Consider the following 26,750-nt stretch of genomic DNA (forward strand, 5'->3'; position numbering starts at 1 on the left):
CGATCTTCTGCTTAGTTTACAAAGGGCCAATTTACGCTACCGGTCTACACTGGGCGTCAAGAAGTAGCATACCAACGCAATGGTGACGGTGAAGTAAAAACCTTTAGCTACGACAGCCAAAGCAGAGTAAATAGTATTACTACGCAAATTGACGGTAACGCGTTTGTGCAGCAATTTGCATATCACGCCATATTAGGCACTGTAAAAGGGGAAAAGAGCCCCAGTGGTGAAGTGATTGGCTATACCTACAATGACTACGGTTACCTTACGAGCGAATTTCGTCATACATCGTCTGGCGATGAAGTGCTGCGGCAAATAACCGACATGGATGCACTGGGTAATATTACCAATCAACGCTTTGGCAGCAATATTTACCAAAAATTTATGCGTACCAGTACCGGCGCGGTTCAAGGGGTTTGTGCGGGCACCAACAGTAATTGTGCCAATGCGTATCAAGATATTGACTACGATTTTGATGATATGGGCAACCTACGTAAACAACACAACCTCATCACCGGCTTTGCTGAAGAATATGTCTACGATGAACTCATGCGGGTACAAGCGGCACGCGTTAAAATGGGTAACACCGTTGTGGCCAATTACGACTATGAATTTGATAGTGTGGGCAACATTACTAAAAAAAGTGATTATGCCAGTAACTTCACCTATAACACTACGCGTAGCCAAGGGGGTAACGCCGGTCCCAATGCGGTAAGGCGGATTACGCGTGGCAGTACCAACTACTATTTCACCTACGACGACAATGGAAATATGCTCACCGGTAACGGTTTAACGCAAACCGTTTACAACAAAGACAACAAGCCCACGACCCTCATTAAAAACGGCACTACATCTACGTTTAAATACGGTGCCGATGGCATGCGCTATAAACAAACGAAGACCACCGGTAACACAACCACCGTGACCTACTATGTAGGCAAAGGCTTTGAGCGCGAAGTGCAGCCGGGCAATCACATTGTCGATAAAACCTACATTGGCAACCACACCACCTTATACAAAACCGTAGCGGGAACACCCCAATATACCGCCAGCGTAGTACACAATTTAGTTGACCGCTTAGGCAGCCCCAGCACCCTAATTAAAGGCAGCACGAGCTCACCGATTGTAATACGCCACCGAGCCCATGGCATATTTGGTCGCCCTATTGACGCAGGCACCGGCTCCATCATGGCGTCGTTGAGTTCATGGGACGGCAATTACCGCGGCTATACAGGTCATGAGCAATTAGTAGAACAAGAGCTTGTGCATATGAATGGGAGAATCTATGATTATAACCTTGGGCGGTTTATGTCGGTCGACCCCTTTATTCAAATGCCTGAGAGTAGCCAGAGCATTAACCCCTATTCGTATATCATGAATAATCCGATGGCGGGGACGGATCCGACTGGGTATTTGGCCGAAGTTTCAGAATCCACCGAAGCACAAGTGGCTACTGATACGCAAAAAGCTCAGGAAGCAAATGTAACAGAAGAGCGAGAGGTAAATCGCTTTGATGGTCGGATAATGTCGAAAGAATCAGTGGTAGTTGGCACAGCGACCATAACTAACGGCGCGGTTACAAGTGTTAGGAATTTAAATGGAAAGACCATTGCAAATACTACAGGCACTCCAGAAATTGGTAAGCAAGATAGTGGTACCAATGTAGGTGGAACTGGTGATGCAGGTGGCACACCAAAACCAACAGACAGTGATGGCTGGGAATATATAGGCCAAACCAAGGGGGTTGACACCTACCAGACCACCTATACGCCCGACAATGGTGGTGATGGTGCATCAATAGGTGACGTTAATGACAATATCATCACACCAACCGGACTTGTCGCTGGTTACATTCAAAACAAGACCGAAAAAACAAAGCGGAGATGGTCAGACAAATATAAGAATCACGGAAAGGTTTGGGATAAGGCTAGGCTTATTGGGAATTATGCATTTTTAGTAGGGAGCTTAATTACGGCTGGCACCACAGTATCTGACATAGTAGACATGAGAAATAGAGGAAAATCCAATGAGGATATGGCGTTACGAGGCATTGATGGTATTGCTGATATTGCGGCAGGGGCAGCGGCTTTCGCAGGACCTATTGGCTGGGGTGTGGCCGCAGCCTATTATGGGGCGGATTACCTGTCAGGCGGTAACTTAACAAAATTCATTTATTACAAAGTTGTGGGTCGTCGTGAAGATGAGTTTCACACTCCTGTTGGGGGCAATCAATGATGAAGAGATTATTCTTTGGTTTATGTAAGTTATTTGGAAAAGAAGATAGATTGATTTGGGCTGAATCTGCTGCGATGATGGTTACCCTTTTTCTAGCAGTGGTTTTACACGCTATTTTTCTATTGTTTATTTTTGAATATGACATGACATTTTTAGTGGAAGAATACGGAACCCCGCTACTAATGGTGAGCCTTCTTGCTTTCTCTTGTTTGTATTTTTTACTTTCAAGTAAATTCAAAGCATACGCAAAAGATTAGTTCCTGATGGCGCCATTCTATTTTATAAAAGTTTGGCGCCTATCATCACCAGCCCCAGTACTAGCAATCTTCATCACCGTATAAATCTTTCTTGTTTTAGGCTATAATCTCGAAAGTTATGAAGAGCCAGATGAGTAATATCAGCAACTTAGAAGATTACAGAACCCCCACCCCAAACACCGAAAACTCGAAAGTTACCAATACCCGCAAATATAAAGATGTTCGTGAAAGCGAGTAGCTAACATCATCATAGATAGTCGCTACAAATCAGCCATAAGCACCATCCAGACCCAATATCCATAATCGGCGGGTCAGAATTAAATCATTGATTTGTATCGAAAAAATGGTGGCCCGACCCTGACTTGAACAGGGGACCTGCCGATTATGAGTCGGATGCTCTAACCAACTGAGCTATCGGGCCACATTTTGAAAGCTTGTGTTTGCTTGCTGCTTTATTTGTCGTTATGAGGAGCTTGCGCTATGCCTTAACGAACTGAGTAAGTTTGCCTTGCTCTAAAGCGGTGCGAAGTATAAATAGTTTTGAGACGAATGTCATTAGCATTTAGCCACTTTTTTACTTATTTATGGTTCAGCTTGTTGTTAGTACTAAAGTTTAGTGTAGATCTGCCGTCAAATAAGTGAATTGATTGAAAAAATTTGCTATTTTGAATAGGTGTTTGTGAATTCGGCACGCTATTCCGTAAAAGCAAAAAATTATTTATGTTAAGGGTAGCAACGAGTTATGAGAGAAGATCCGTATATTCTAAGTGGTCGCAATACAATAATACACAAAAAGCGCAAGGTTGACTTACTCATAGTGAACAGTCGCCAAGACCCTGTATTGCTTGTAATGCATAATGGACTAGAAGAATACAAAGGAAAAGTGCCAGAAAATAAGCTTGAAGCTAAGCGTATGGACGTCGCTAAGGTTGACATTTCTTCTTCTGAAAATTTCGGTGACTACAAAAACCTACTCTTTGTACAAACCCTAAATAACAAAGAATTTAAAATCGATTACTCGAAAAAAGGGACTAATTATTTCATCACCGTCCACCAAGAAAGCACCTTCTAAACTTCGCTTTGTTTCACACATAGGCCAATTTTTAGTTGGTCTTTTGTTTTTAAGTTCTTTATTCGCCAGCGCAAAATATCTGTTGACCAACCTTGGCATAAGCACGCCACCCGCCTTATTGGGCATCGCGGTGTTGTTTATAACTCTGCTTCTACTTAAATGTTTACCAACGGCAATTTCAATCGCCGCTACGCCATTACTCTCCCATATGTCATTGTTTTTTATTCCGGCCATTGTTGCGGTAGTTAACTTTATCGACCTTATTGTTGCCTATCCTTTGGCCTTATTGCTGTCTATCGTCGTCTCTACCTTACTTAGCTTGGCAATTACGGCATTAATCGCGCAGCGTCTAATGTATATGTTAAATCCACTACCCCCTGCTAATAACGAAGGGGAGAGCTAATGTATAACCTATTGTTCGACATTAATTGGGTGGCAACCATAATATGGCTTTGCGTCACTATTTTTATCTATTTTGCTGCCTTACATCTTTATAAAGTATCGTCGTCATTGTGGTTTATTCATCCTTTTCTTCATCCGCTAATTGTAAGTAGCTCGGCAATTATTTTATTGCAATACCTAAGCGATACCAGTGTTAGCGAGTATCAACGCTATACCCATTTGCTGTCGGCCTTATTAGGGCCTGCCACAGTTGCACTCGCTGTGCCTCTTTATAAGCAACTTGCGCTATTGATGAGAATGAGTTGGCGGGTATTGCTACCTATCATCATTGCCGGTACCATTGCACCTGTACTGTCGTGGACCAGCGTATATTTGCTCAATACTCCCTTAAATTTACAAATGTCTGTATTAGTAAAATCGATAACAACACCGTTGGCAATGGATGCAGCGAGCGCGATTGGGGGCATTCCTTCTTTGGCTGCAGTATTGGTTATTAGTACTGGCATTGTAGGCGCTATTTGTGGTCCGTCGCTTTTTGCACTTATAAAAGTAAACAATCATGCAGCCCAAGGCACCGCTTTAGGCGCTATATCGCACGCTATTGGCACTGCCCGAACAATTTCTATTAGTGAGCAATGTACTGCATTTGCTACGCTCGCCTTGTGCGTAAATGGCATTGTCACCTCCTTATTACTGCCTATACTGTTTGGCTAACAGCTTTTTTCTCAAGAAGAAACACACAAAGACTTAGCTCAAGTGACCTATGCTCTTGCCGATATCAATGTATCGATAAAATTTCATCACGGTTTACTATTTTATGCTCTCAGTGCTCATTTGCGACGACTCTTTAGTAGCGCGCAAACAGGTCGCCAAATGTCTCCCTCAAGATATGGAAGGAAGCGTGCATTTTGCGAAACACGGGGCAGAAGCGATAACCGCCATTCGTGATGGCAAAGGTGACTTACTCTTACTTGACTTGAACATGCCTGTGCTTGATGGTTATGGCACTTTACAGCAAATAAATGAGCTCCAGCTTGGAACCAAAACCATTGTTGTGTCGGGCGATATCCAGCCTGAAGCGAAAAAGCGAGTGGCTGACTTAGGCGCAATCGACTTTATTCAAAAACCCGTTAGTAGCGAAGAACTTTCTGCTGTGCTTACCAAGCATAAGTTTCTCCTTGCCGAAGAACCGACCAGTAAAAAGAACTTTGAATTAGACGAAGTCGTTCGCGACTGTTATCAAGAAGTGGTGAATGTGGCAATGGGGCAGGCGGGTGATCACCTTGCCAGAATAATGGGCGTGTTTGTTAAATTGCCCATTCCCAACGTTAACTTAATAGAAGTTTCTGAGCTGCATATGATGCTTAATGATGTTGAGCATGGTGAATCAACCTCAGGTGTTTGCCAAGGATTTCTGGGGGACGGTATTAGCGGTGAGGCCTTATTTATTTTAAGTGATTCTAGTTTTGGTGATGTCGCCAAAATCTTGAAAATTCCCGGTGAGATTGACGACCGACTTCAACTTGAGCTTCTTATGGATGCGGCTAGCTTGCTGATTGGCACTTGCTTATCGGGGATTGCCAAACAACTCGATATGCAATTTAGACAAGGCCACCCCGTGGTTTTAGGTCAGCACCAAAGTGTGCAAGAGCTCATTAGTGCAAATAAGAGTGCTTGGCGCAAAACCCTTGCCATAGAAGTAAGCTACGGGCTTGAAGGCTTCAATATCAATTGTGACCTTGTTCTATTGTTTACAGAAGAGTCAATGGAAATGATGAACGCTAAGCTGGCTCACCTAATTGAGGAATAATATGCACGCCATGAGTAATAATTCTGCCAGTAAAAACGAAGCCTTAGATGAGCTTCTTGAATTTCATTGGATGATGAATATGATTCAAACGGTCGATGTAGGCATTGTCGTTTTTAATCGTCAATTTGAAATTAAAGTTTGGAACGGTTTTATGGAAGCACACTCAGGGCTGTTGCCTTCGGACGTGCGTGACCAAAGCCTTTTCTCGTTGTTTCCTGATATCCAAGAAGTTTGGATGAAGTCAAAAACACGCCCTGTATTTGAGCTTAGAACGCGCGCTTTTATTACGTGGGAACAGCGCCCTTACTTATTTAAATTTAGAAATTATCGCCCCATTACTAGCAACGCTCCTTACATGTATCAAAACGTTGTGTTTTCTCCTTTGGTTTCTGCCACAGGCAGTGTAGATAATATCTGTATGATGATATATGACATGACTGATGCTGCGTCGGCTAAAAAGCAACTTTTAGCTTTGCAAGTGAGCCAAAACGAAATGTCTGAACGCACACAACAATAAACACTGCGAATTTTGCCAGCATAATTCTGGTATAGCTTTTGCTTTAACCTAATCAAGTTTAACAATGACGTGATTAAGGCATTTTGGCAAAGTGAACATTCCCTCTCGGTTTTTTACAGCATTACTTTTAGTATGTGTACTTGTTTTGAGTGCTTGCGGCGGTGGTAGTGATTCACAAACTACCGATACAGATACAACGGTAGATCCTATAAGAGTGAATGCGGGCGCTAGTTTTAGCCTAGATGAAAATCAGTCTGGCGAGTTACTTGGCGGCAGTAGTGGTGGCAACGGCGCTATTACTTATGCATGGCAAAGTGATGCGAGCGTTGTTATAACGCACCCTGATACCACTATTACCAACGCCACGGTACTTGCTCCAAATCTTACCCAGACAACTGTTTTCACGCTAACCCTAGTCGCAACCGATGCCGACGGTAGCCAACAATCAGACAGCATTGAGCTAACCGTTAACCCGGTAAATATCGCACCAACGGCGGTAATACAAGCAAACCAAATAGCAGGGTATAACGCCAATCAATTCCCGGTTAGTTCACAAATTACCTTAAATGGAAGCAGTAGTAGCGATTCCGATCCGCAAACCGCTGATGCCGCTATTGTTGCCTACAACTGGCAACAGATTGCCGGACCTGGCCTACTTGCTGGTATTGATTCGAGCCAATCTTCAATAAGCTTGATTGCACCTTTATTAGATACTGACCAACAAGCGACCTTCAGATTAACCGTTACTGACCAAGAGCAGGAAAATGCCAGCACCGATTACACCATCACACTTCTAAGCCAGCAGCAAACTATTCCAGAGCTAAGCGTTTCTGGCTTGCGCAATGTGTTTTCAGGAGAATTAGTGGCGCTGTCGGCAAGTGCATCGAGTATAGCGCCTGATGCATCGCCATTTGCAGCTAGTTGGACGCAAAATGCGAGTGGTCAAATTAGTGACGCAAGCGCGTTTGATACAGTCGCCACCAGCCCTTTAGTACTAACCGACACAACGGTTACGTATCAAATAAGCGCAACAGATAGTTTTAGAAATACCGTTAGCGCGCAAACTGCGGGCATCGTTTATGCTCCACTTACTCGACTGATTAACGACACCGGCATGACCTTATTTGCAAATGAAAGCCAGCTTAGCAACCAACATCAAAATGACTATCCGGGCCAAGATGCAAGCTATGGCGCTGATCGCCAAACGGCGTCTGGTCAAGTCATTAAAGTAGGGGAAGGTGAACAAGGTTTTGATTTTACCCGCTTAGATGACAATGGTGATGCGGTTGAAAACCCAAGCTTTGATTTTTCTTGTGTGCGTGACAACGTTAGCGGGTTAATCTGGCAAGTGAAAGAAAACCAAGACAGTAGCCAACTCAATTACGTTGAGCAAACCTTTACTTGGTACTTAGATGATGAAAACGGCAATTTCCCGGGTGAGCTGAACGCTAACGCCGGCACCTGCAACGTGCAATCTCAAAACTGTAATACACAGGCCTACATCGAGGCAATTAATAGCCAAGGCTTATGTGGCTTTTTTGATTGGCGGTTGCCAAGTCCCAACGAAATGCAGTCTATTGTCCATTACGGCAAAGCCACCCCGCCCATGGTCGACAGTACATTTTTCCCTTACTTAGGGGGAGTAACGCCACTCCCTTGTGGTATTGGACACGCCAAAGCAGTGCCGATGGTGTAAGTAACGATACGGCGAGAAACGCGTGGGCTTATGACATGAATACCGGCAATGATGGGTTTTTAGATAAAAGCAGCGCACGTTACGTTTTATTGGTGAGGGCAGGGCGATGAGTAGAATTAAAGGCACTTTTTTGCGCCAATCCAAAACAATTAAATCAATGGCTTTTATAAGCCTAGCGCTTATATCGTCATTAAGTATCGCGCAAGTTGAACAACAACAGCCTGACGCTACATGCCCTGGCGGTATTCCAGAAACCGCCAACGATGAAAGCTTTATATTGCTTACAGACGGAGAAGTGCTACATAGTGCATCTAATCTAATTTTTATGCGCTGCAGTATTGGTCAAGAATGGGACGGCACTACTTGTTTGAATGAGCCTATCGCGCTCAACTGGCAACAAGCCTTGAAGATTAGTGTTGAATCCGAGTTTAATGGCTCTAAAAACTGGCGCTTGCCCAATATTAAAGAGCTTAGTGTTATAACGGAACGAGCTTGTGTGCGCCCATCAATCAATGACGCTATATTTCCTAACACCTCACCCGATGATTATTGGACGAGCACACCTTCTATGCTTGATGCGCAAACTGCATGGTCGGTCACTTTCACAAACGCCAGTAATTCTCAGCGGTTAAAGTCGCGTAGTTTATTTGTGCGTTTAGTCAGAACGAAGTTAGCAAGCGAGTAAAGTAGGGCAGTTTTTTTTGGGGGGCTTAAACAAACTCTTCCAGTAGACTGTTTAGGTATCTTCTACCAAGTTCGGTAACTTGCCACATGCCTTTGTCAATATTCAGAAGGCCCTTATCACTGAGCTTGAGCATTATAGTTTGTTCACTTGCTAACAAGCTGCGGCCGGTGTGGCTTAAAAATGCCTCTTGTGGGCAGGCTTCAAGCAACCTAAACCTATTCATGAAAAACTCAAAGGCCAAGTCGTCATCTTCTACCTTGTGTTGCTTATATAAATAGGCTTTACTCAAATCCATATAACCTTTGGGATGTTTTACCTTCTCGGTGCGCACTATTGAATAGTCGCTTAAATTCGTTATTTTCCCATGCGCGCCGCAGCCAATTCCTAAATAATCACCAAAACGCCAGTAATTTAGGTTATGAGCACATTGGTGCCCTGGCTGAGCATAGGCCGAAATTTCATATTGCTCATAGCCTTTACTTTTGAGTAGGGCTTGGCCTTGTGTTTGTATGTCCCATAGCAAATCGTCGTTGGGTAAGGTTGGCGGCTTTGAATAAAAGAGGGTGTTGGGTTCAATTGTTAATTGATACCAAGACAAATGAAAAGGCTTGTGAGCAATGGCTTGATTAAGATCGTCTAGGGCATTTTCTAAGCTTTGCTCTGGTAAACCGTGCATTAAGTCTGTATTGAAAGATCGCAAAGGGAGCTCTTGTGCAAAACGAATTGCGTTATGTGATTGCTCGCTGTTATGAATACGACCAAGCACTTGCAAGTGCTGCTGTTGAAAGCTCTGTATACCAATGGATATGCGATTAACACCTGCTTGCGTGAAGCCTAAAAACTTGGCGGCTTCTGCCGTGCCTGGGTTTGCCTCCATGGTAATTTCAGCGTCGTCTTCAATATGAACCCTCTGCTTTACCCCTTGCAGAAGTTTTTGCATCCCTTCCACGCTAAGCAAACTAGGCGTGCCGCCACCTATAAATATACTGCTGACGCTTCGTTGCTTTTTGTTAGCAGTAATAAGCGGCAGGTCTTGGCTTAAATCATCAAGCAAATGCGCTATATATTCAGCCTCAGGAATACCGCCTTTTAGTTGATGAGAATTAAAGTCGCAGTACGGACATTTTTGAACGCACCACGGAATGTGAATATACAGAGCTAAAGGAATACTCATTTGTGTGCTTAAAGCAGCTCTTGAATTTGTAGCATGAGCTCATTTAAGGCTTTTGCTCGATGGCTTATTTCACTTTTTTCATCTTTTGATAACTGCGCTGCTGTATGTTTTAAGCTTGGCACATAAAAAAGAGGATCATAGCCAAAGCCTCCTTCACCAAACATAGAGGTCGCGATTTGTCCTTCCCATTCACCTTGGCAGATTAGGGGCGTTGGGTCTTTGGCATGGCGCATAAACACCAAAACGCATAAAAATCTAGCTTCACGATTTTGTTCACCCTCAAGCACTCGCAATAATTTTTCGCAATTGGCGCTGTCAGATTTTTCGCCGTTATTTTCATCGCTTGCATAGCGTGCTGAGTATATGCCTGGCGCGCCATTTAAGGCGTCTACAACAAGCCCACTATCGTCGGCAATAGCCGGCAAGCCTGTTATTTGGGCAGCGTGGCGAGCTTTAATTAGTGCATTTTCGACAAAGGTGGTTCCGGTTTCAGGAACATCAGGCACATCAAAGTCAGATTGAGGAACAACCTTAATACGATATTGCTGAAATAAATGAGAAAATTCGGCCACCTTACCTTTGTTGCCGGTAGCTAATACTATTTTGTTCATTGTTGTTCCTATGTGTGTCTTTAGAGCGCAACGCTCTGGGTTTAAAGCCCTGCGTTAAACGCCTTGCATTTAAAGCCCAGCAATCAAAACCCGCATTCAGCGTGCAAAGCTTCATCATGCTAAAATTACTACTGTTTAGGGCTAGCCGGGCGAGCGCCTTTGCGTTTCTTGTGTGATACTTTTTTACGCGCCGCTGCTTTTTTACTGCCTTTCTTCACTTTTGGCTTTTTCTTTTTGCTTAAAACGGGCGGTTTATTTTTAGGTTTTAGTTCGTCAATAACCCGGGGCTTAAAGGCATCTTGCGTATAGCGTGCGACTTTTCCTACCCAAATAAAATCATGGGCTTCAATTAGTGATATAGCGACACCTTTGGCACCGGCGCGTCCGGTCCTACCTATTCGATGTAAATATATATCTGCACCGCGGGGCATGTCGTAATTGATCACATGTGATACTTCTGGCACATCTAATCCGCGAGCCGCTACATCGGTTGCAATAAGAATCTTAACGTCACCATTTTTGAAGCTTGCCAGCGCCGCCATGCGCTTATCTTGAGGCATATCACCCTGCAAATAAGCAACGTTAAAATCTTTGGAAAATAACCTGTCTTTTAAAGCATGCAAGCGCTCGCGCGTCTTAACAAATACCACGCACGACTCTATTGTGTTACTTAAATGATAATCTAAGAGTGCGTCTTTGTGCGCTGGATCATCGCATAAATGATACCACTGCAAGGTTTTCGCTTTTTCTTTGCGTGAAGGGGATGCGTTGTGTTCTTTGGGTTTTTTAAGGATGTCGCGAGCAAAGTTGCGTACGCCTCTTCCCTCAAGGGTGGCTGAGAACAACATGGTTTGTTTGCGCCATCTGGCTTCTTCACAAATCTGGTTAACCACAGGGCCAAAGCCCATGTCTAGCATTCTGTCAGCTTCATCTAAAATGAGTGACTCTATGTCTCTGCAATCGAACGTTTCAGATTGAATATGTTCGAGTAAACGCCCCGGCGTAGCAACTAAAATATCGATGCGGTTTGACAGGGTGTTTTTGTCGGTACCGTAGTTAATGCCGCCGGTGATGACGCCAACCACAAGGTCAGTATTTTTACATATCAGTTCAGCATGCTCAGCAACCTGGTAGGCAAGTTCTCGCGTGGGGACGAGCACTAAAGCACGCGCAGAGTTATTATATTTGTTGGGGTAGTCGAGCAAAAATTGGCATACAGGCAATATGAAAGCGGCTGTTTTGCCGGTTCCTGTGGGCGCGCAGGCAAGAATATCAGCGCCGTCCATAGCATCTGGAATGACCGATGTTTGTATACTTGTGGGTTTGGTATATCCCATATCGTGAATGGCGCTGACTAATTCGTCGTCAAGCTCTAGGGATTCGAAGCTGCTCAATTTTGTAGACCTTTAAAATAAGATGGTAGATGACCTTGTTTGCTATACGCGTTGTTGTATAAGCACATGGGTATTGTGAAAGAACTACCTTCGCAATTCTCAATCCCATAACAACGTGCAATAATTGGCGCAAGTTTACCCTATTCTGTCGGCTTTTAATAATGCCAATATGCAATTTCGACTTTTGAAACAATGGCAAAGATAGATTATATGTGAAAAAGCCGAATCACAAATTTACCCGATACCTGAAACATGCTAATTTATAGGCATTCCTAAGCTTAACGGTATGCGTTACTTATCCTTACAATTAAGCTAATCGCTAAACAATAATTATAAGAAAAACACAGTGTATTTAAATTATTATGGATTAAACGATAATCCCTATTCAATCGCCCCAAACCCTGACTATCTGTTTATGAGCACTCGCCACAAACAAGCGCTGGCGCATTTGAGCTTTGGTTTAAATGAATCAGGCGGTTTTGTGATGCTTACTGGTGAGGTTGGGACAGGGAAAACTACGGTTTCACGCAAGCTAATGCAAGAGTTGGGTGATGATACACAAATGGCCGTTATTCTGAACCCAACGCTTTCTGCTTTAGAGTTGCTAGCAACAGTGTGCGACGAGTTAGGCATTAGCTATGATGAAAATAGCGCCACACTTAAAGTCTTTACCGACCAGATATTAGCGAAACTAGCAAGTAATCATGAGAATGGCATTAACACGGTGCTGCTTATTGATGAAGCGCAACATCTGTTACCAGAAGTACTGGAGCAATTGCGTTTGCTGACTAACCTTGAAACCAACCGAGAAAAGTTACTCAAGGTAGTGCTAATTGGGCAACCAGAACTACAACAACTGTTAAGACGAAACGAACTTCGCCAACTTGCTCAGCGCGTAACTGCTCGATATCACTTATTGCCGCTAACGCAAACTGAGGTAGGCCAATATGTTGAACACAGATGGTCAGTTGCCGGTGGCATGACGAGCTGTTTTACCAAAGCTGCATTGTTAGAGTTGTTCACAATCAGTGGCGGTATACCGCGGGTGATTAACTTGCTTTGTGACCGCGCTTTGAGTTTAGGCTACTCTTTGCAGCGTCCATTTATTGATCACCAAATAATGGTCTCGTCTAGCTTTCAAGTGTTGGGCGAGGATATTGTAATGCAGCGTCAACAAACGCATTGGAAACCGCTTTTTATTCGTGGATTCTTAATCGCACTCGTTGCTGGTTTACTAATTGGCGCAGGTTTAGGAGGCATTTATGCGTAAACCTGTAAAAGTAGCTGACTTAGTCCCCGGCATGATGGTCACGCAAGTTATTGAGCAACACGGGCCGGTTAAAATCCGTAAGGTCGGTTTTATTCGTTCAGCTGACATGATTCGTGGCCTTACCGAAATGGGAGTCACACTCGTAGAGGTAGATGTTGACCAAAGCTTAAATACCGAGCTTGATGAGGATTCTGAATCACCGGAAAATGATGCTAGTGCGTTGGCGGGTCTTAGCGAAGCAGAAATAAAACCTGCAGAAAAAAGCGCAGCAAGCCCGACAGCTACTCAGCGATTAGTTGCTTCTAACAAACAAATAGCGGATGTTGACAGACAACTTTCTCAGCAATTCCATCGCTCATTATTTTTGCCCGCGGTTGACCAAATGCCGTCTAAATGGGTGTTATATGGCAAACCTTATAGTTTACTGCTGGGCTTTATATTACTGGGCTTATGTCTGGGTATTTTTGCCAGTTACAGTATTGTATCTTGGATGAGCCCTGATAAAAGCCCACAACAAGAAGTAGCTATTCAAGAAACTGAGCCGAGTACTCAAGCACAAGAGCCTAAGACCGAACAAGCATCGAATTTACCTGGGGCTATTAAGCAAGACGCGCTAAGTTCAGATACCTCAAGTGCCGAGCCAGTCGCCTTAGCAAAAACGGCAACGCAAAACGATGCGCCAACTTCCGAAGAAGTGATCAACGCTACCGCGCAAAGCGAAAAAGAAGAGCTTAGTGAACGTTTGCCTGCTACTGCTACTGAAGCCAACTCAAGCACAACTTCACAAGCGAATTCAAACAGTGAAGTGGTAAATGGTATTCGCTTAGAAGAAGGGCAAAAAATACTTGGTTATAACAGTGGTGTTGACGATGATCCAGAGCCCGATATCCCGCTTGAGTCGACCACTAGTGAAGAAGATGCGAATAATCAGCAAGCAAGTAGACGTGACGCAGAAAATCAAAATTCGAATAATCAAACAGCGTCTACTCGAAGCTCACAAAATACTGTCAACCCTGACTTATTGCGCCGCATACAAGCGGCTGCTGAAGATGTTGATCAGCAGGCTAAAGAGCCTCCTGTCGACTTGGTAAAGGTGACTGACCTCAATGACTTACCTCGCATCGACCAGTTGTCTCCTGCCATCTTAACGCAAATGCCGGCGATGAGCTTTAGTGCACACATGTATGCCTCTAACCCTCGCGACAGGTGGGTGCGGGTCAATAGTCAGCGTTTAGGTGAAGGCGATATAATTGCCAATAACGTCATCCTCAAACGGATAGAATCAGAAAAAGTCGTATTGGAATATCAAGGTAAAGAATTTACCATGAATGCACTTTCTGATTGGTAGAATGTAGCATCAAAAAGTGTTACTGCATTTTTATTGCGTGTTTAGATTAGGAGCAAGGCACTTCGGAAAAAGCCAATAAACGCGTCACGATTGTATGCGGGTTTATTGGCTTGTGAGGCATATTTACAGCCAACTTTGCCGTTGCTTTTCGAAGTCTGTTATTTCTTTATCGAGTTCCAAGGTTTGTCCAATGGCGTCTAAGCCTTTCAGCAAATTTGTTTTGTGATGACTTGCAATTTCGAACTGAAATGTCAACTCTTCACAGCTCACGGTTTGTGATGTCAATTCCACTGTAATTTCTGTTTTTGGATTGTTTTTAACCTTGTCAAACAACTGATCTAGCTGGCTATTGTCTAGCGTTACTACCAATAGTTGGTTGTTAATACTGTTGCCATAAAATATGTCTGCAAAGCTAGTCGCAATAATACAGTCAAAACCGAAATCAGCCAGCGCCCAAGGTGCGTGTTCACGGCTAGAACCGCAACCAAAGTTTTCGCGTGTGAGCAAAATATTCGCGCCCGCATATTCTGCTTTATTAAGCGGGAAGTCAGGATCTACTTGGTCTTTTTGACCATTCACGTAGCGCCAATCATGGAAAAGATTTACACCATATCCTGCACGCGTGACCCCTGTTAAAAACTGTTTAGGGATGATTTGATCGGTATCTATATTTGCTTGATCAAGCGGTGCCGCTCTACCTGTTACTACATTGATACCCGTCATTATCTTTCTCCCATGCTGCGAACGTCTGTAAATTTACCTGTTATTGCGGCGGCTGCTGCCATTTCAGGGCTTACTAAATGTGTGCGAGCACCTCGGCCTTGACGCCCTTCAAAGTTTCTGTTGCTTGTTGAAGCGCAACGTTCTCCGGGTTGAAGAATGTCGTCGTTCATGCCCAAACACATTGAGCATCCTGGCAAACGCCATTCAAAACCACTTTGTTTAAATATTAAATCAAGTTGTTCGTTTTCAGCTTGTTGCTTCACTTGAACTGAGCCTGGCACCACAATAGCAGTAACACCTTGTGCAACGGTGCCAAGAGCCGCTACTTTTGCGGCAGCACGTAAATCTTCAATACGGCTATTAGTACAAGAACCAATAAATACGTGCGAAACGCTGATATCGCTAATCGCTTGGCCAGCTTCAAGACCCATATATTTCAGCGCTTTGTTTGCAGAATCACGGGTAACAGAGTCAGTATAACTTGTCGGTTCGGGGACATTTTGATTTATACCTACCACTTGGCCAGGGTTTGTTCCCCAAGTCACTTGTGGTTCAATGTCGTGGGCATTGAGTTCAACAATCGTGTCAAATTGTGCGTCGTCGTCACTATACAAGCTTTCCCAATAGGCAACAGCGTCTTGCCAATGTTCTTTACTGGGAGCAAATTCTCTACCTTTAATGTAGTCGATAGTTTTTTGATCCGGTGCAATTAAGCCTGCTTTTGCACCAGCCTCAATACTCATGTTACACACTGTCATGCGCTGTTCCATCGATAAATCGCTAATCGCTTCACCAGCGTATTCAATCACATGACCAGTTGCACCCGCATGACCAATTTTACCAATAATGGCAAGGATAATGTCTTTTGCTGTGACACCAAGACCCAGCTTTCCGTCTACTTTCACAAGCATACTTTTAGCGCGTGATTGCTTTAATGTTTGCGTCGCGAGTACATGTTCGACTTGGGATGTGCCAATACCAAAAGCGAGTGCGCCAAAAGCACCGTGAGTGGCAGTATGCGAATCACCACAAACAACCGTCATACCTGGTTGAATAAGGCCCAATTGCGGGCCAATAACGTGCACTATCCCTTGGTTTTTGTGTCCTACGGGATACAATTGAATACCGTGTTGAGCGCAGTTTGTTGCCAAGGTATTAAGTTGCAGGGCATTTTGAGGGCCGCAAGCGTCAAGTGCCAAAGAGCGAGTTGAGATACTGTGATCCATGGTGCCAAAGGTAAGGTCAGGGCGGCGCACTTTGCGATTCTTTTCAGTCAATCCTGCAAATGCCTGCGGGGTGGTGACTTCGTGAATTAAATGGCGGTCAATATATAGTAAAAGGTCTTCACCCATATCTTCAACAATATGCGTGCTGATAATTTTTTCGTACAAGGTAGCTGGCATGATTTGGTCCTTACAACTGACTAATTATATAGTCGCCCACTTCACTAGTAGACTTGGCTTTATGTTTGTTTTCTGATGAAAGTAGCTCAGCGGTTAGCACACCATCGCCTAATGTTTTGAGCACAGCGCGGTCAATATCGTCAGCGGCACTTTCAAGTCCTAGGCTGTAGCGAAGCATCATCGCGGCACTTAGAATTTGTGCGACTGGATTTGCGATACCTTTGTTGGCGATGTCGGGGGCTGAACCTCCGGCTGGCTCATACATGCCAAAACCATCTTGATTGATACTAGCTGAAGGTAGTAAGCCCATGGAACCGGTGATCATGGCGCACTCATCAGACAAAATATCACCAAACAAGTTTGAACATAACATGACATCAAACTGGCCGGGGTTAGCGACCAATTGCATTGTCGCATTGTCTATGTAGATGTGCTCTAAAGTTACGCTAGGATAGTCTGCTGCAACTTCTTCAACAACTTCTCGCCACAGACGGCTGGTAACCAACACGTTTGCTTTGTCTACCGATGTGACTTTGTTGCTACGTTTAGTCGCGGCCTCAAAAGCGGAAACGGCAATACGGCGGATTTCAGCTTTCGAATAACGCATGGTGTCAAACGCGGTGGTTTGTTCGCCTTCACCTTCAACGCCTTTTGGTTGGCCAAAATAAATACCAGAGGTGAGCTCGCGCACAACCAATACATCCACGTTATTTTTGGCGATATCAGGTCGAAGAGGAGATAAATGCGCTAAGCTTTCATAAATTTTTGCAGGGCGTAAATTACTAAAAAGGTCAAAACGGCTACGCAACGCAAGTAATGCGGCGCGCTCAGGGCGCTGTTCAAGTGGCAATGAGTCCCATTTAGGACCACCGATAGAGCCAAATAAAATCGCATCTGCTTGTTCACAGCCTTGCAAGGTGGCTGGGGGCAGGGCTTCGCCTTCGGTATCAATGGCATATCCGCCTACTGCATAATCTTCACACTTTAGCGTAAAGTTATGCTTTTTACTGACTACATCTAGCACTCTGCGCGCTTGGTGCATTACTTCTGGGCCGATACCGTCTCCGGCTAGCACTGCGATAGAAAAGGTTTTCATTTACACTCCTGCAATTTTAACTTGTTTTTGTTGGTCGATTTGGTCGGCCAAATAGGTGTTATTCAATACGAAAATAAGCGATTTTACACCCGCTTCTACGATGTCGGTGGCTAGACCAATGCCATTAAAGCGTCTGTCGTTATATTCAACAATCACGCTTACTTGAGCGAGGGCGTCTGCACCTTCACCTTTTGAGTCTAGTTTGAAGTCAACGATTTCTAAATCGTGACCATCAATTGCTTTAATGATGGCATTAAAAGCTGCGTCTACCGGTCCGTTACCTGTTGCCGCTTGGGTTATTTCTTTGTCACCGGCTAAAATACTGACCGTGGCTGTGGGCACAATGTTGTGGCCTGAGCTGGCATGTAAATAGAGCAATTTGTAGTGAGCTTGTTCGTGTTTTTGTTGATCAAAAAACAATAGGGCTTCTAAATCGTAGTCAAACACCTGTCCCTTTTTGTCAGCAAGGCGAACGAAAGAAGCGTAAATATTGTCCAAATCGTATTCATCGGGCCCGTAACCGAGTTCGCTTAAACGGTGCTTAATAACGTGGCGTCCAGAACGTGAGGTTAGGTTTAACACGTTTTTATTAATGCCTACGCTTTCTGGGGTCATTATCTCGTATGTGTTTTGGCCTTTTAATACGCCATCTTGGTGAATGCCCGAAGAATGGCTAAATGCGTTTGCACCAACAATCGCTTTATTAGCTTGTACAGGCATACTACAAAGTTGACTTACTAATTTTGAAGCTTTGTGAATTTCTTGGCTATTAATGTTGGTCTCAAGTCCAAGTTTTTGATAGCGCGTTTTTAGCGTCATCACTATTTCTTCTAAAGAACAGTTACCCGCACGTTCGCCTATGCCGTTAATTGTACATTCAACTTGGCGTGCGCCATTCTCAACAGCGGCGAGAGAATTGGCCACAGCGAGACCTAAATCGTTGTGACAATGTACTGAGATAATGGCTTTGTCGATGTTAGGTACGCGGTTAAATAGATTATCGATAATGCTACCAAATTCAGAAGGAATGGTATAACCCACTGTATCTGGGATATTTACCGTGGTAGCACCTGCATTTATGGCAGATTCGACCATTCGGCACAAATAATCAATGTGTGTTCGCCCGGCGTCTTCGCATGAAAATTCAATATCATCGGTGTATTTGCCGGCGTGCTTAATGGCTCTTACGGCCATCTCAACGACCTCGTCTTGAGACTTACGTAACTTAGTGTCTACGTGGATGTCAGAGGTCGCAATAAAGGTATGTATTCTAAATGCGTCGGCAACGCGTAGCGCTTCGCCGCAAGCATCAATATCTTTTTCTAAAGCGCGCGATAAGCCGCATACGCGTGCATTTTTTATTTCTTTGGCAATAAGTTGCACTGACTTAAAGTCACCAGGCGATGAGACCGGGAACCCTGCCTCAATAACATCAACCCCAAGACGCTCGAGCATAAGGGCAATCTGTAGTTTTTCTCTTACATTGAGACTCGCAGGCAAGGCCTGTTCGCCATCGCGTAAACTAGTATCGAAAATGATCACTTGATTGTTCATTGTTTCCCCCTAATGTGCTAGATATCAATAGCGCTAATGTATTTGTATTTTAACAAAAAAAGACATAAAAAAACCCGTGATTTACACGGGTTTAGAAAATAATATATAAAAAGCTACCCGTTCGCTTTAGTCTCTAGCAAAGTGAGTAGTAGGATAGAAATAGCGCGTAATTGCGAAAAACGTGATGAATATAATACCATTTCTTTTTCCTCGTTGATAATGTCATGGGAATGTAACCTTGTTTAGAATATTCGTCAACCTCAAATCAGGGATATTGCTGAAAATAGCGCAAAAGTTTCTGCTTTTGCTTGGCAGTAAACGCATAATTTTGTTGTATACTTGGGGCGATTTTGACTCTAAGGCCACTTAATCTTCTCATTTGGAATCTTCATGAAAAAACATCTTTTAACGTCAATGACTAAAATAGCGCTAGTAACGGTCTCATTATTTTCTTTAGCGAGCTGCATCATCGTAGATGTGGATTCTAAAAAACCTACAAACAAGCATGATGACAATCGAGCACACGCACATTATTCAGACGCTGCACCTAAAAATATTATTATGGTTGTCGCTGATGGGATGGGGCCGGCGTTTGTATCTGCATATCGCTATTATATGGATAACCCAGACACTGAGATTGTTGAAACCACTATTTTTGACGACATCTTAGTGGGTACTTCTCGTACTTATCCGCACAAAGAGTCGGGTGTTGTTACAGATTCTGCAGCAAGTGCCACGGCGATGGCGACGGGTGTGAAAAGTTACAATGGTGCCATAGGCGTAGACGTCAACAAACAAGCCCTTGAAACCGTCTTGCACCGAGCACATAAATTAGGCCTTAAAACCGGTTTAGCGGTGACTTCTCATATTGTCCATGCAACCCCCGCCGCTTACATGGTAGCGAACGAAGCGCGTTCCAATTATGCGCAAATTGCAGATAGCTTTTACGATGATAGAATCAACGGTGAACACTTAGCTGACATTATGCTAGGCGCAGGTTGGGGCCACTTTATACGTGAAGACCGAAACCTTGTTGAGCTATTTAAAGCGGATGGCTATCAATACATCGATGACTATAGTCAGTTATCGAGCATTAAGCCAAGTGTGCCAGTATTAGGTCTTTTTGGTGACAACAGTTTGCCTTGGGCATTGGATGATGTTGACCCACTGCGTTTGACAAGTCTCACAAAAGCAATTGTACCCTACTTGGACGCAGACACACTCGACTCAGGGTATTTTCTGTTACTCGAAGCCAGCCAGATTGATTGGGCAGGACATGGCAATGACATCGCATCGGCAATGGCCGAAATGCATGACCTTGCAAAAACAATCGAATATTTAGTTGCTCACGTTGCTAAAAACCCCGATACCTTAGTTGTGCTTACTGCTGACCATAGTACAGGTGGATTAACGATTGGTGCTAACGGCGATTACCGCTGGGACCCGTCATTTTTAAAAGGCTTTAAAAAATCGATTTCTAGTATGGCTGCTGAAATCAATGAGCAATCAAACAAAGGGGCTTATGTCTCAGATATGTTTGGCTTTGCGCTAACTCAAGCTGAAATTGAAAGCCTTGATGTGATTAACAAAGATATGAAATCACGAGCTATCCAAAGTGTATTAAAAGCAATTGTTGATGCCAGAACGAATACTGGTTGGACAACGTCTGGACACACCGGGGTTGATGTAGACGTGTTTGCCTTTGGCGCTAGCGCCAAGCGTTTTGAGGGAAATCAAAACAACACTGACTTAGCTGACAAAATCTTCGATTTACTCGAGCAAGCGCATTAGAAAAAACGAAAGCAAATCGTCCTTGCCTTCGCGAGCATGACGAGAGGCCATGCTATTGCTGCATGAAATCTTCGACTGGGTCGCCAGTTACGCTAGAGATTTGTTTGAACAAATAGACCAAGGCGGTAATTAATAGCACCATGCTAGGTATGACTATAACCGGATAACTTAGGGCCGTCATTCTGCCGATTTCTTCGGTGTAGGCCGTTGTACCGGGTTCAGATACTAAAATCCATTTTGCTAAGCCGTAGTTTAAAGATGATGATAAGAAAAACGAACCTGCGACAATATAAGAACTTATTGCTACCTTAGCGTTAAATTCATCAACCATCTGTTTTTCTTCTAAGCGTTTATTGAGTTTATCCCAATTAATGAGTTGATCATTGAGGATTAAGGCTTTAACCAGCGGCTTTTTCGTGAACTGGGTAATTAATACCGCTAAGCCAATGGCTGCTGGAATAGCGGCTTCTTTTATTGCCATATACTCTGCGGGTAACTTAAGTAAACTGATGCCACCGGTAAGTAACACGCTAACGATACCCAACACAGAAAACATATTTACTTTTTTGGTATTTTTAAGCTCTATTAGACCATAGGTAAGAGGAAAGGATAGGGCGACAACAATACTCCATGCAGGACCTAAGTAGTCTTCGCTGCTCGCGTAGGTCATAATCAGCACAGGAATGGCGATGTTGAAAATCAGATTACCGAAAAATCCTGACTGTTGTTTGGCTTTGTCGTTTTCGCTCACGTCTACTACTCTACAGCTCTAAAAGACCGTCATTTTAGTCAGAAATAGACGGGCTTGTCACCTTAAATCATCAGTTTTAAACACGAATATGTTACTAAAGACTATACCTATTAGTCGTACTTTTGTTAAAAACTTATACTAAATCAGCATCTTGGAACTTATGCCAGTCAATGTTATGAATACGGCTATCAGCAATATAGAATATTTTGTCACCAGACACTAATTCACTGTTAAGAGGCGGGTTAACCACAATTTTATGTATATTATGGTTAGCAGCTACGCCAATAAAAATAGCGTCATATTTGTGTTTTAATTGGTAAAACATATTTTTTACACTAATTATTTCAACGTGGTCAGGGATCGTGGCTGAAAACTGCGCTTGGCCTTCATATACGTCTAATAAATCGTGGTGAAGTAGGCTTGAACCTGGGTCAAAGGCCGATTTTGCAAGCATCTCTACGGCAACACTGGGCGTGCATTCTATTTCAGGGCAATGTGTTTGCAGTAGTTGAACTAAACTTTCGTCTTCGAAATAGGCTACCTTATGTGCTTCTTTATTGCGCTGCGAGCAATACAAAGCGGTAGTCATGGTCATATCATCATGAGGGTTGTCGATTAGAATCGTTGCCGCCTCATCTACGCAGGCTTTGTCCATGTCTTCATCTTTGTTAAAAGAATCGACTCGCACAAACTCAATTTCAGAGGGGAAAGGGTTGGTGATATCGGCCCGAACGCATAAGACAATTTCAGGTTTTTCTAAGGAACTTGCTTTTTCAATTAGTAAAAGCCTTATAAGTTGCTCGGTACGTTTCCCGTTCCAACCAATTACCAAAACGTGCTTACTCACATTTAACGCATTCAAACCTTTTGCTCCTTTTTGCCATTGTTGACTAACCCAAGCGGCGACTCTACCTAATACTAAGGCAAAAATTGAAAGCCCCATCGGGATAACGTAAATCGCTACTATCCATTTTCCTGCTTCAGTACTCGGCGACATATCGCCATAGCCTACTGTTGACCCCGTCACGATTAACCAATACACAAAATCAGTAGCATTAAGTAGGTCAGTTTCCCCCGCGAGTGATAGTAGGAAGTAACTGCTCAACGAATAAAATAGCAGCATGGTTGCCACAACATACCAACGCATAGCGGTAAAATATTGCGTCATAAGCTTTCTGACTTTAGTCCACGTTTGCCATTGTTGCATAGTTAATCTTTTATTTGGGGTTGTTAAGGGTGACTTAGTTTGAGAAATTTTTAATCTAAATACAAGCGCAATACGTTTATTTGTGCATAAAACAGTAGCGCTAAGATCATCGATAATGCTTGGTACTAATATAAAAAAACAAAACCCGGCGCTAGGCCGGGCAAAAAAGACATGGAGGGAGATGTCTGAAACTTTCGATAATCATAAAGCAATCGCGTATACTGCGCACGGATTTGCGGGTATGCAGTAACAACAGTCCGTATGCAAACTAATACCTATTCGCGACAATTCACTACAAGACCGATTAAAACTTATGAAACTGACAGACTTTGATTTTGAACTGCCTGAAAAACTGATTGCTAAATACCCAGCTAAAGAACGCACAGCGTCTCGTATGCTTAAATTAAATGGTCGTTCTGGTGCGGTTGAACATGGCCAATTTACAGATATTGTGGATATGATTGATGAGGGCGACTTGTTGGTCTTTAATAACACGCGGGTGATTCCAGCGCGCTTGTTTGGTCAAAAACAAAGTGGTGGCAAAGTAGAAGTTATGCTTGAACGCGTGCTTAGTGATAATACTGCGCTCGCCCATATTCGTGCTAGTAAATCGCCCAAAGAAGGCTCACAGTTAACACTTGAAGGTAATATCAAGGTTACCGTATTAGGGCGCAAAGACGCCTTGTTCCACATACAATTTGACGTTGATAGCGACAATGCACAAAGCATTTTTGATTTGCTTGACCAATATGGTCACATGCCACTACCACCGTATATTGACCGCCCCGACGAAGACGCAGACAAAGAACGTTATCAAACTGTGTATAACGAAAAGCCAGGCGCGGTTGCCGCACCCACTGCGGGTTTGCATTTCGACAACACTATTTTAAACAAACTTAAAGAAAAGGGCGTTAATACAGCCTTTGTTACGCTTCATGTAGGGGCGGGGACCTTCCAACCAGTCAGGGTAGACAACATTGAAGATCACCAAATGCACGCCGAATATGCGCAAGTAAGTTCAGAGGTTGTAGATTTAGTTAAGCAAACAAAAGCAAATGGTAAACGTGTAATAGCGGTAGGAACTACCTCGGTCAGGTCTCTTGAATCTGCTGCAAAGCAAGCAGACGACAGCCTAATTGAACCCTTAATGTCAGACACCAATATTTTTATCTATCCAGGCTTTCGATTTAAAGTGGTTGACTGCATGTTAACCAATTTCCATTTGCCTCAGTCTACTTTGATGATGTTGATCAGTGCTTTTGCGAGTCGCGAAGGCGTAATGAATGCTTATCAACAAGCTATCGATAACGAGTATCGCTTCTTTAGTTATGGAGATTCGATGTTTATAGAAGGTGCACAATAAGCCCTGCGCGCTTTAATTGAAGTGCTGCTTTAGATAGTCAAAGTAGCTTTGCTTGGGCGGGCTTGCTATGACTTCTTTATAACGCCAATTTAGTTTGTGTAACTTTGTGTTGCTAAGGATGTCGTCAAAGTCTTGTTGAATAAACGACTCGTTTAACTTACGTTGAAGTGCAGTTACTTTTGGATTATTCAAAGGTATATTATCAATCTCTGCTTTTATACTTGGAACATATTGGTAGGCAATATCAATAAAATGATCAAACAAAAAGTAATCGATTAATACGTCATATTTTCGAAAGTACTGTATAAAGGCATCAGCTACAAAGCGAAATAAAGCATGGTTTTTTTCTCCGCCTATGCAATACACCGCCCATCTGCCATCTGATACAAAATCGCTGTTATGGCCATGTTTTAGGCTAAACAGTGAGGCCAAGGGCTCCTCTTCAATGTCAGCACTCGCCAGCATAGTGGCATCGAGCCAAAGTCCTCCTTCTTGCTGTAACAGAAATATTCTTAATATATCAATGAATTGCTGTATTGGAATAACGCCAGTGTGGAATTTTTCAAGGATCAAGGGCGGCAAATTTAGGTGGTCTTGAAAGTTGTCTTTGCACAGTACAATGACCTTGTAACGCGCAGAGTGTTTTACTATAGATTTAATGCACATTTTTACGATGGGAGGCAGGGTATTTTCGCCATCCCACCAACACAACCAAATAATAGCCGTATCGGCTTTGGTGCTTTTGGGGACATGCTTGTAGTGAGTAAAATCAAAGTTCATGCTCTTTAGTAAACGCTCATTTACGCACTTGTGCTTATGTTTACAAATGACAATTTTATACCTAGGAAAGCGTTTTCGATAATGAAATAATAGTTGCCAAAACATGAGTTTGGGGCCAAAGTTTATTAGCTTTTGTACGATAGTAAACATATGCCCTCCCTCAGTATTAAGCACATACTCGCGTTTTCACTATAGCAAATTAGCGCAGCTTAGCTACATCAAAATCAACTATAGCGCTAGTAACTCATCGTTGTTGGTGGTAAAACGCGCGACTTCTTGATAGTTTGTAAACCGCCGCACGCATGATGACATTTTTTTTGAGGTTTATTGCGCTACATGATGAAGATTGCCTTTTATATTGACGAGTTCCCTCGCTATTCAGAAACCTTTGTTGTTGATCAAATAGTTGGTTTGATTTCGAGGGGTTTTGAGGTGTCTATTGTTACGACCAAAATTCGCCGCGACGTGCTATTAAACGCGGTGCAAGAATATAACTTACTTGAACGAGTTCAACTGGCATCAAATAATCACGGTAGTGGCCTTATTGCGAAACTCTTAACCGCAAGAGATACGCTTAAGTCACTCGCCAATAAACGCTTCAGACAATATTTTTACCATGATGTTTTGAAGGGCTCTGGTGGGGCGCATAAACTCGCAGTTTTGTTGCAAGCCAATACCCATTTTAAAGCTGACGCGATTATCGCGCACTTTGGCCCAAATGCAGTGAATGCCATGAGAATGAAAGAACTTGGCTTGTTGTCGGGTAAAATTTATGCCGTTTTCCATGGTTATGATATGTCTAAATACAAATTTATCGATAAGTATCTGAAAAGCTATCAACACTTGTTTAGCACTAACATGATGGCGCTGCCGGTGAGTCACTACTGGAAAAACAAACTCATTGAATTTGGTTGTCCTGAAGAGAAAATTAGGGTCAATAGAATGGGAGTCGATGTTGAGGAGTATGCCTTTGTGCCCAAAGACCGTATACAAGGCCCTTTAAATATTATTTCGGTAGCTCGCCATACGCATAAAAAGGGCTTGGCATATGCAATAGAAGCAATGGCAAAGCTTAAAGCAAAGGGGATCCCGTTTAACTATAGTATTGTTGGCGATGGTCCCTTATTTGAAACTCACAAAGCGTTGATTGAAAAACTAGGCCTACAAACACAAGTCACTCTGTTAGGCTATAAAGATCAAGGAGCTATTAAGGCGCTTTTGCATGCCTGTGATGTATTTTTATTGCCCAGCCTTAAATCCAGCGATGGTGACCAAGAAGGTGTGCCTGTTTCACTTATGGAGGCCATGGCGATGGGGGTAATTTGTTTGTCTACTTTTCATAGCGGCATACCAGAATTAATTGAAAACAATGAGTCCGGTTATCTTGTGCCCGAGAAAGATGCTCAAGCCATTAGTGATAAAATCGAATACTTGCTCACGCACAACAATCGCGACGTGCAACGCCAGGCGCGCGCGGTTGTAGAGGGCGAGTTTTCACAAAACGCTGCCTATCAAGAACTTAGTAATATATTAATGGCATCGATTCACGAAGACAACGGGAGCTAACAACAGAGATATGCAAGTATAAAAAAGGGCCTTATGAACGTAATA

The 26,750-nt window shown here is 43.3% G+C and carries 24 protein-coding genes and 1 tRNA gene; 14 read left to right on the top strand and 11 right to left on the bottom strand.

The annotated features are described in order from the left end of the window. Positions 1 to 165: 165 nt before the first annotated feature. Positions 166 to 2,235: an RHS repeat protein gene (locus AC0L6H_RS11025; protein ID WP_473394353.1), complete on the top strand. Its 2,070-nt coding sequence runs from the start codon at positions 166 to 168 to the stop codon at positions 2,233 to 2,235. After that, the gene (locus AC0L6H_RS11030; RefSeq protein ID WP_473394354.1) at positions 2,232 to 2,492 is read left to right on the top strand and encodes a hypothetical protein; all 261 of its coding nucleotides are present in this window, start codon (positions 2,232 to 2,234) and stop codon (positions 2,490 to 2,492) included. Before AC0L6H_RS11025 ends, AC0L6H_RS11030 begins: the two co-directional genes overlap by 4 nt. Before the next feature lie 344 nt (positions 2,493 to 2,836). On the opposite strand, the gene AC0L6H_RS11035 is transcribed toward AC0L6H_RS11030, so the two are convergent. Continuing rightward, a tRNA-Ile gene (locus tag AC0L6H_RS11035) sits at positions 2,837 to 2,913 on the bottom strand. Between the two features lie 321 nt (positions 2,914 to 3,234). On the opposite strand from AC0L6H_RS11035, the gene AC0L6H_RS11040 reads away from it, so the two are divergent. The 7 genes from AC0L6H_RS11040 (at position 3,235) to AC0L6H_RS11070 (ending at position 8,674) form a co-directional block, all read left to right on the top strand. Beyond that, on the top strand, positions 3,235 to 3,564 hold the full coding sequence (locus AC0L6H_RS11040; RefSeq protein WP_473394355.1) for a hypothetical protein: 330 nt from the start codon (positions 3,235 to 3,237) through the stop codon (positions 3,562 to 3,564). 43 nt (positions 3,565 to 3,607) lie between these two features. After that, a complete protein-coding gene (locus AC0L6H_RS11045) occupies positions 3,608 to 3,967 on the top strand; it encodes a CidA/LrgA family protein (RefSeq protein ID WP_473394357.1) in 360 nt (119 codons plus the stop codon). Further along, positions 3,967 to 4,680 (top strand): LrgB family protein, encoded by a 714-nt coding sequence (locus AC0L6H_RS11050; protein WP_473394358.1) that lies wholly within the window; start codon positions 3,967 to 3,969, stop codon positions 4,678 to 4,680. Before AC0L6H_RS11045 ends, AC0L6H_RS11050 begins: the two co-directional genes overlap by 1 nt. Before the next feature lie 103 nt (positions 4,681 to 4,783). Beyond that, complete coding sequence (locus AC0L6H_RS11055; protein WP_473394359.1) at positions 4,784 to 5,776, top strand: response regulator; 993 nt, start codon at positions 4,784 to 4,786, stop codon at positions 5,774 to 5,776. A gap of 10 nt (positions 5,777 to 5,786) precedes the next feature. Beyond that, complete coding sequence (locus AC0L6H_RS11060; protein ID WP_473394361.1) at positions 5,787 to 6,293, top strand: PAS domain-containing protein; 507 nt, start codon at positions 5,787 to 5,789, stop codon at positions 6,291 to 6,293. 91 nt (positions 6,294 to 6,384) lie between these two features. Further along, positions 6,385 to 7,989, top strand: a complete 1,605-nt coding sequence (locus tag AC0L6H_RS11065) for an Lcl C-terminal domain-containing protein (protein WP_473394362.1) — start codon at positions 6,385 to 6,387, stop codon at positions 7,987 to 7,989. Between the two features lie 106 nt (positions 7,990 to 8,095). Next, positions 8,096 to 8,674 carry an Lcl C-terminal domain-containing protein gene (locus AC0L6H_RS11070; RefSeq protein ID WP_473394364.1) on the top strand — a complete coding sequence of 193 codons (579 nt, stop codon included), beginning with the start codon at positions 8,096 to 8,098 and terminating at the stop codon, positions 8,672 to 8,674. Positions 8,675 to 8,699: 25 nt separating this feature from the next. Here AC0L6H_RS11070 and hemW read toward each other — a convergent pair whose 3' ends face one another. The 3 genes from hemW to srmB form a co-directional block, all read right to left on the bottom strand. Beyond that, positions 8,700 to 9,848 carry a radical SAM family heme chaperone HemW gene (hemW, locus tag AC0L6H_RS11075; protein WP_473394365.1) on the bottom strand — a complete coding sequence of 383 codons (1,149 nt, stop codon included), beginning with the start codon at positions 9,846 to 9,848 and terminating at the stop codon, positions 8,700 to 8,702. Positions 9,849 to 9,856: 8 nt separating this feature from the next. Then, entirely contained in the window at positions 9,857 to 10,459 is a 603-nt protein-coding gene (locus AC0L6H_RS11080) for an XTP/dITP diphosphatase (RefSeq protein WP_473394366.1), read from the bottom strand. A 128-nt stretch (positions 10,460 to 10,587) separates the two neighbouring features. Further along, positions 10,588 to 11,853, bottom strand: coding sequence for an ATP-dependent RNA helicase SrmB (gene srmB / locus AC0L6H_RS11085; protein WP_473394367.1), 1,266 nt, complete (start codon positions 11,851 to 11,853; stop codon positions 10,588 to 10,590). Between the two features lie 346 nt (positions 11,854 to 12,199). Between srmB and AC0L6H_RS11090 the strand changes: the two genes are divergently transcribed. Together AC0L6H_RS11090 and AC0L6H_RS11095 are read left to right on the top strand one after the other, a co-directional pair. Next, entirely contained in the window at positions 12,200 to 13,123 is a 924-nt protein-coding gene (locus AC0L6H_RS11090; RefSeq protein WP_473394368.1) for an ExeA family protein, read from the top strand. Continuing rightward, a complete protein-coding gene (locus AC0L6H_RS11095) occupies positions 13,116 to 14,471 on the top strand; it encodes a general secretion pathway protein GspB (protein WP_473394369.1) in 1,356 nt (451 codons plus the stop codon). The genes AC0L6H_RS11090 and AC0L6H_RS11095 overlap by 8 nt, the downstream gene beginning before the upstream one ends. A gap of 123 nt (positions 14,472 to 14,594) precedes the next feature. Here AC0L6H_RS11095 and leuD read toward each other — a convergent pair whose 3' ends face one another. The 4 genes from leuD to leuA are packed head-to-tail and all read right to left on the bottom strand — an operon-like array spanning position 14,595 to position 19,247. Further along, positions 14,595 to 15,194, bottom strand: coding sequence for a 3-isopropylmalate dehydratase small subunit (gene leuD, locus AC0L6H_RS11100; RefSeq protein WP_473394371.1), 600 nt, complete (start codon positions 15,192 to 15,194; stop codon positions 14,595 to 14,597). Next, complete coding sequence (leuC, locus tag AC0L6H_RS11105) at positions 15,194 to 16,597, bottom strand: 3-isopropylmalate dehydratase large subunit (protein ID WP_473394372.1); 1,404 nt, start codon at positions 16,595 to 16,597, stop codon at positions 15,194 to 15,196. The genes leuD and leuC overlap by 1 nt, the downstream gene beginning before the upstream one ends. Before the next feature lie 10 nt (positions 16,598 to 16,607). Beyond that, the gene (gene leuB, locus AC0L6H_RS11110) at positions 16,608 to 17,693 is read right to left on the bottom strand and encodes a 3-isopropylmalate dehydrogenase (protein WP_473394373.1); all 1,086 of its coding nucleotides are present in this window, start codon (positions 17,691 to 17,693) and stop codon (positions 16,608 to 16,610) included. Continuing rightward, positions 17,694 to 19,247, bottom strand: a complete 1,554-nt coding sequence (gene leuA / locus AC0L6H_RS11115) for a 2-isopropylmalate synthase (protein WP_473394375.1) — start codon at positions 19,245 to 19,247, stop codon at positions 17,694 to 17,696. 390 nt (positions 19,248 to 19,637) lie between these two features. Here leuA and AC0L6H_RS11120 point away from each other — a divergent pair, with 390 nt between their 5' ends. Then, positions 19,638 to 21,038, top strand: coding sequence for an alkaline phosphatase (locus AC0L6H_RS11120; RefSeq protein ID WP_473394376.1), 1,401 nt, complete (start codon positions 19,638 to 19,640; stop codon positions 21,036 to 21,038). Positions 21,039 to 21,090: 52 nt separating this feature from the next. Here AC0L6H_RS11120 and AC0L6H_RS11125 read toward each other — a convergent pair whose 3' ends face one another. Both AC0L6H_RS11125 and AC0L6H_RS11130 read right to left on the bottom strand, forming a co-directional pair. Then, entirely contained in the window at positions 21,091 to 21,789 is a 699-nt protein-coding gene (locus tag AC0L6H_RS11125; protein ID WP_473394378.1) for a VC0807 family protein, read from the bottom strand. A gap of 133 nt (positions 21,790 to 21,922) precedes the next feature. Further along, a complete protein-coding gene (locus AC0L6H_RS11130; RefSeq protein ID WP_473394379.1) occupies positions 21,923 to 22,996 on the bottom strand; it encodes a potassium channel family protein in 1,074 nt (357 codons plus the stop codon). Positions 22,997 to 23,309: 313 nt separating this feature from the next. Here AC0L6H_RS11130 and queA point away from each other — a divergent pair, with 313 nt between their 5' ends. Then, positions 23,310 to 24,359 (top strand): tRNA preQ1(34) S-adenosylmethionine ribosyltransferase-isomerase QueA, encoded by a 1,050-nt coding sequence (gene queA, locus AC0L6H_RS11135; protein WP_473394381.1) that lies wholly within the window; start codon positions 23,310 to 23,312, stop codon positions 24,357 to 24,359. Between the two features lie 12 nt (positions 24,360 to 24,371). Here queA and AC0L6H_RS11140 read toward each other — a convergent pair whose 3' ends face one another. Beyond that, on the bottom strand, positions 24,372 to 25,289 hold the full coding sequence (locus tag AC0L6H_RS11140) for a capsular polysaccharide synthesis protein (RefSeq protein WP_473394382.1): 918 nt from the start codon (positions 25,287 to 25,289) through the stop codon (positions 24,372 to 24,374). A gap of 186 nt (positions 25,290 to 25,475) precedes the next feature. On the opposite strand from AC0L6H_RS11140, the gene AC0L6H_RS11145 reads away from it, so the two are divergent. Further along, positions 25,476 to 26,705: a glycosyltransferase gene (locus tag AC0L6H_RS11145; protein WP_473394383.1), complete on the top strand. Its 1,230-nt coding sequence runs from the start codon at positions 25,476 to 25,478 to the stop codon at positions 26,703 to 26,705. Positions 26,706 to 26,750 lie beyond the last annotated feature (45 nt).

It is taken from the genome of Glaciecola sp. G7-5 (assembly GCF_055808975.1).

Excerpts from the sequence above, each read along its gene's own strand:
- AC0L6H_RS11030 (WP_473394354.1), top strand. The coding sequence starts at position 2,232 with ATGATGAAGAGATTATTCTTTGGTTTATGTAAGTTATTTGGAAAAGAA.
- AC0L6H_RS11040 (WP_473394355.1), top strand. The coding sequence starts at position 3,235 with ATGAGAGAAGATCCGTATATTCTAAGTGGTCGCAATACAATAATACAC.
- AC0L6H_RS11050 (WP_473394358.1), top strand. The coding sequence starts at position 3,967 with ATGTATAACCTATTGTTCGACATTAATTGGGTGGCAACCATAATATGG.
- AC0L6H_RS11055 (WP_473394359.1), top strand. The coding sequence starts at position 4,784 with ATGCTCTCAGTGCTCATTTGCGACGACTCTTTAGTAGCGCGCAAACAG.
- AC0L6H_RS11060 (WP_473394361.1), top strand. The coding sequence starts at position 5,787 with ATGAGTAATAATTCTGCCAGTAAAAACGAAGCCTTAGATGAGCTTCTT.
- AC0L6H_RS11070 (WP_473394364.1), top strand. The coding sequence starts at position 8,096 with ATGAGTAGAATTAAAGGCACTTTTTTGCGCCAATCCAAAACAATTAAA.
- hemW (WP_473394365.1), bottom strand. The coding sequence starts at position 9,848 with ATGAGTATTCCTTTAGCTCTGTATATTCACATTCCGTGGTGCGTTCAA.
- AC0L6H_RS11080 (WP_473394366.1), bottom strand. The coding sequence starts at position 10,459 with ATGAACAAAATAGTATTAGCTACCGGCAACAAAGGTAAGGTGGCCGAA.
- AC0L6H_RS11095 (WP_473394369.1), top strand. The coding sequence starts at position 13,116 with ATGCGTAAACCTGTAAAAGTAGCTGACTTAGTCCCCGGCATGATGGTC.
- leuD (WP_473394371.1), bottom strand. The coding sequence starts at position 15,194 with ATGACGGGTATCAATGTAGTAACAGGTAGAGCGGCACCGCTTGATCAA.
- leuC (WP_473394372.1), bottom strand. The coding sequence starts at position 16,597 with ATGCCAGCTACCTTGTACGAAAAAATTATCAGCACGCATATTGTTGAA.
- leuB (WP_473394373.1), bottom strand. The coding sequence starts at position 17,693 with ATGAAAACCTTTTCTATCGCAGTGCTAGCCGGAGACGGTATCGGCCCA.
- leuA (WP_473394375.1), bottom strand. The coding sequence starts at position 19,247 with ATGAACAATCAAGTGATCATTTTCGATACTAGTTTACGCGATGGCGAA.
- AC0L6H_RS11120 (WP_473394376.1), top strand. The coding sequence starts at position 19,638 with ATGAAAAAACATCTTTTAACGTCAATGACTAAAATAGCGCTAGTAACG.
- AC0L6H_RS11130 (WP_473394379.1), bottom strand. The coding sequence starts at position 22,996 with ATGCAACAATGGCAAACGTGGACTAAAGTCAGAAAGCTTATGACGCAA.
- queA (WP_473394381.1), top strand. The coding sequence starts at position 23,310 with ATGAAACTGACAGACTTTGATTTTGAACTGCCTGAAAAACTGATTGCT.
- AC0L6H_RS11140 (WP_473394382.1), bottom strand. The coding sequence starts at position 25,289 with ATGTTTACTATCGTACAAAAGCTAATAAACTTTGGCCCCAAACTCATG.
- AC0L6H_RS11145 (WP_473394383.1), top strand. The coding sequence starts at position 25,476 with ATGATGAAGATTGCCTTTTATATTGACGAGTTCCCTCGCTATTCAGAA.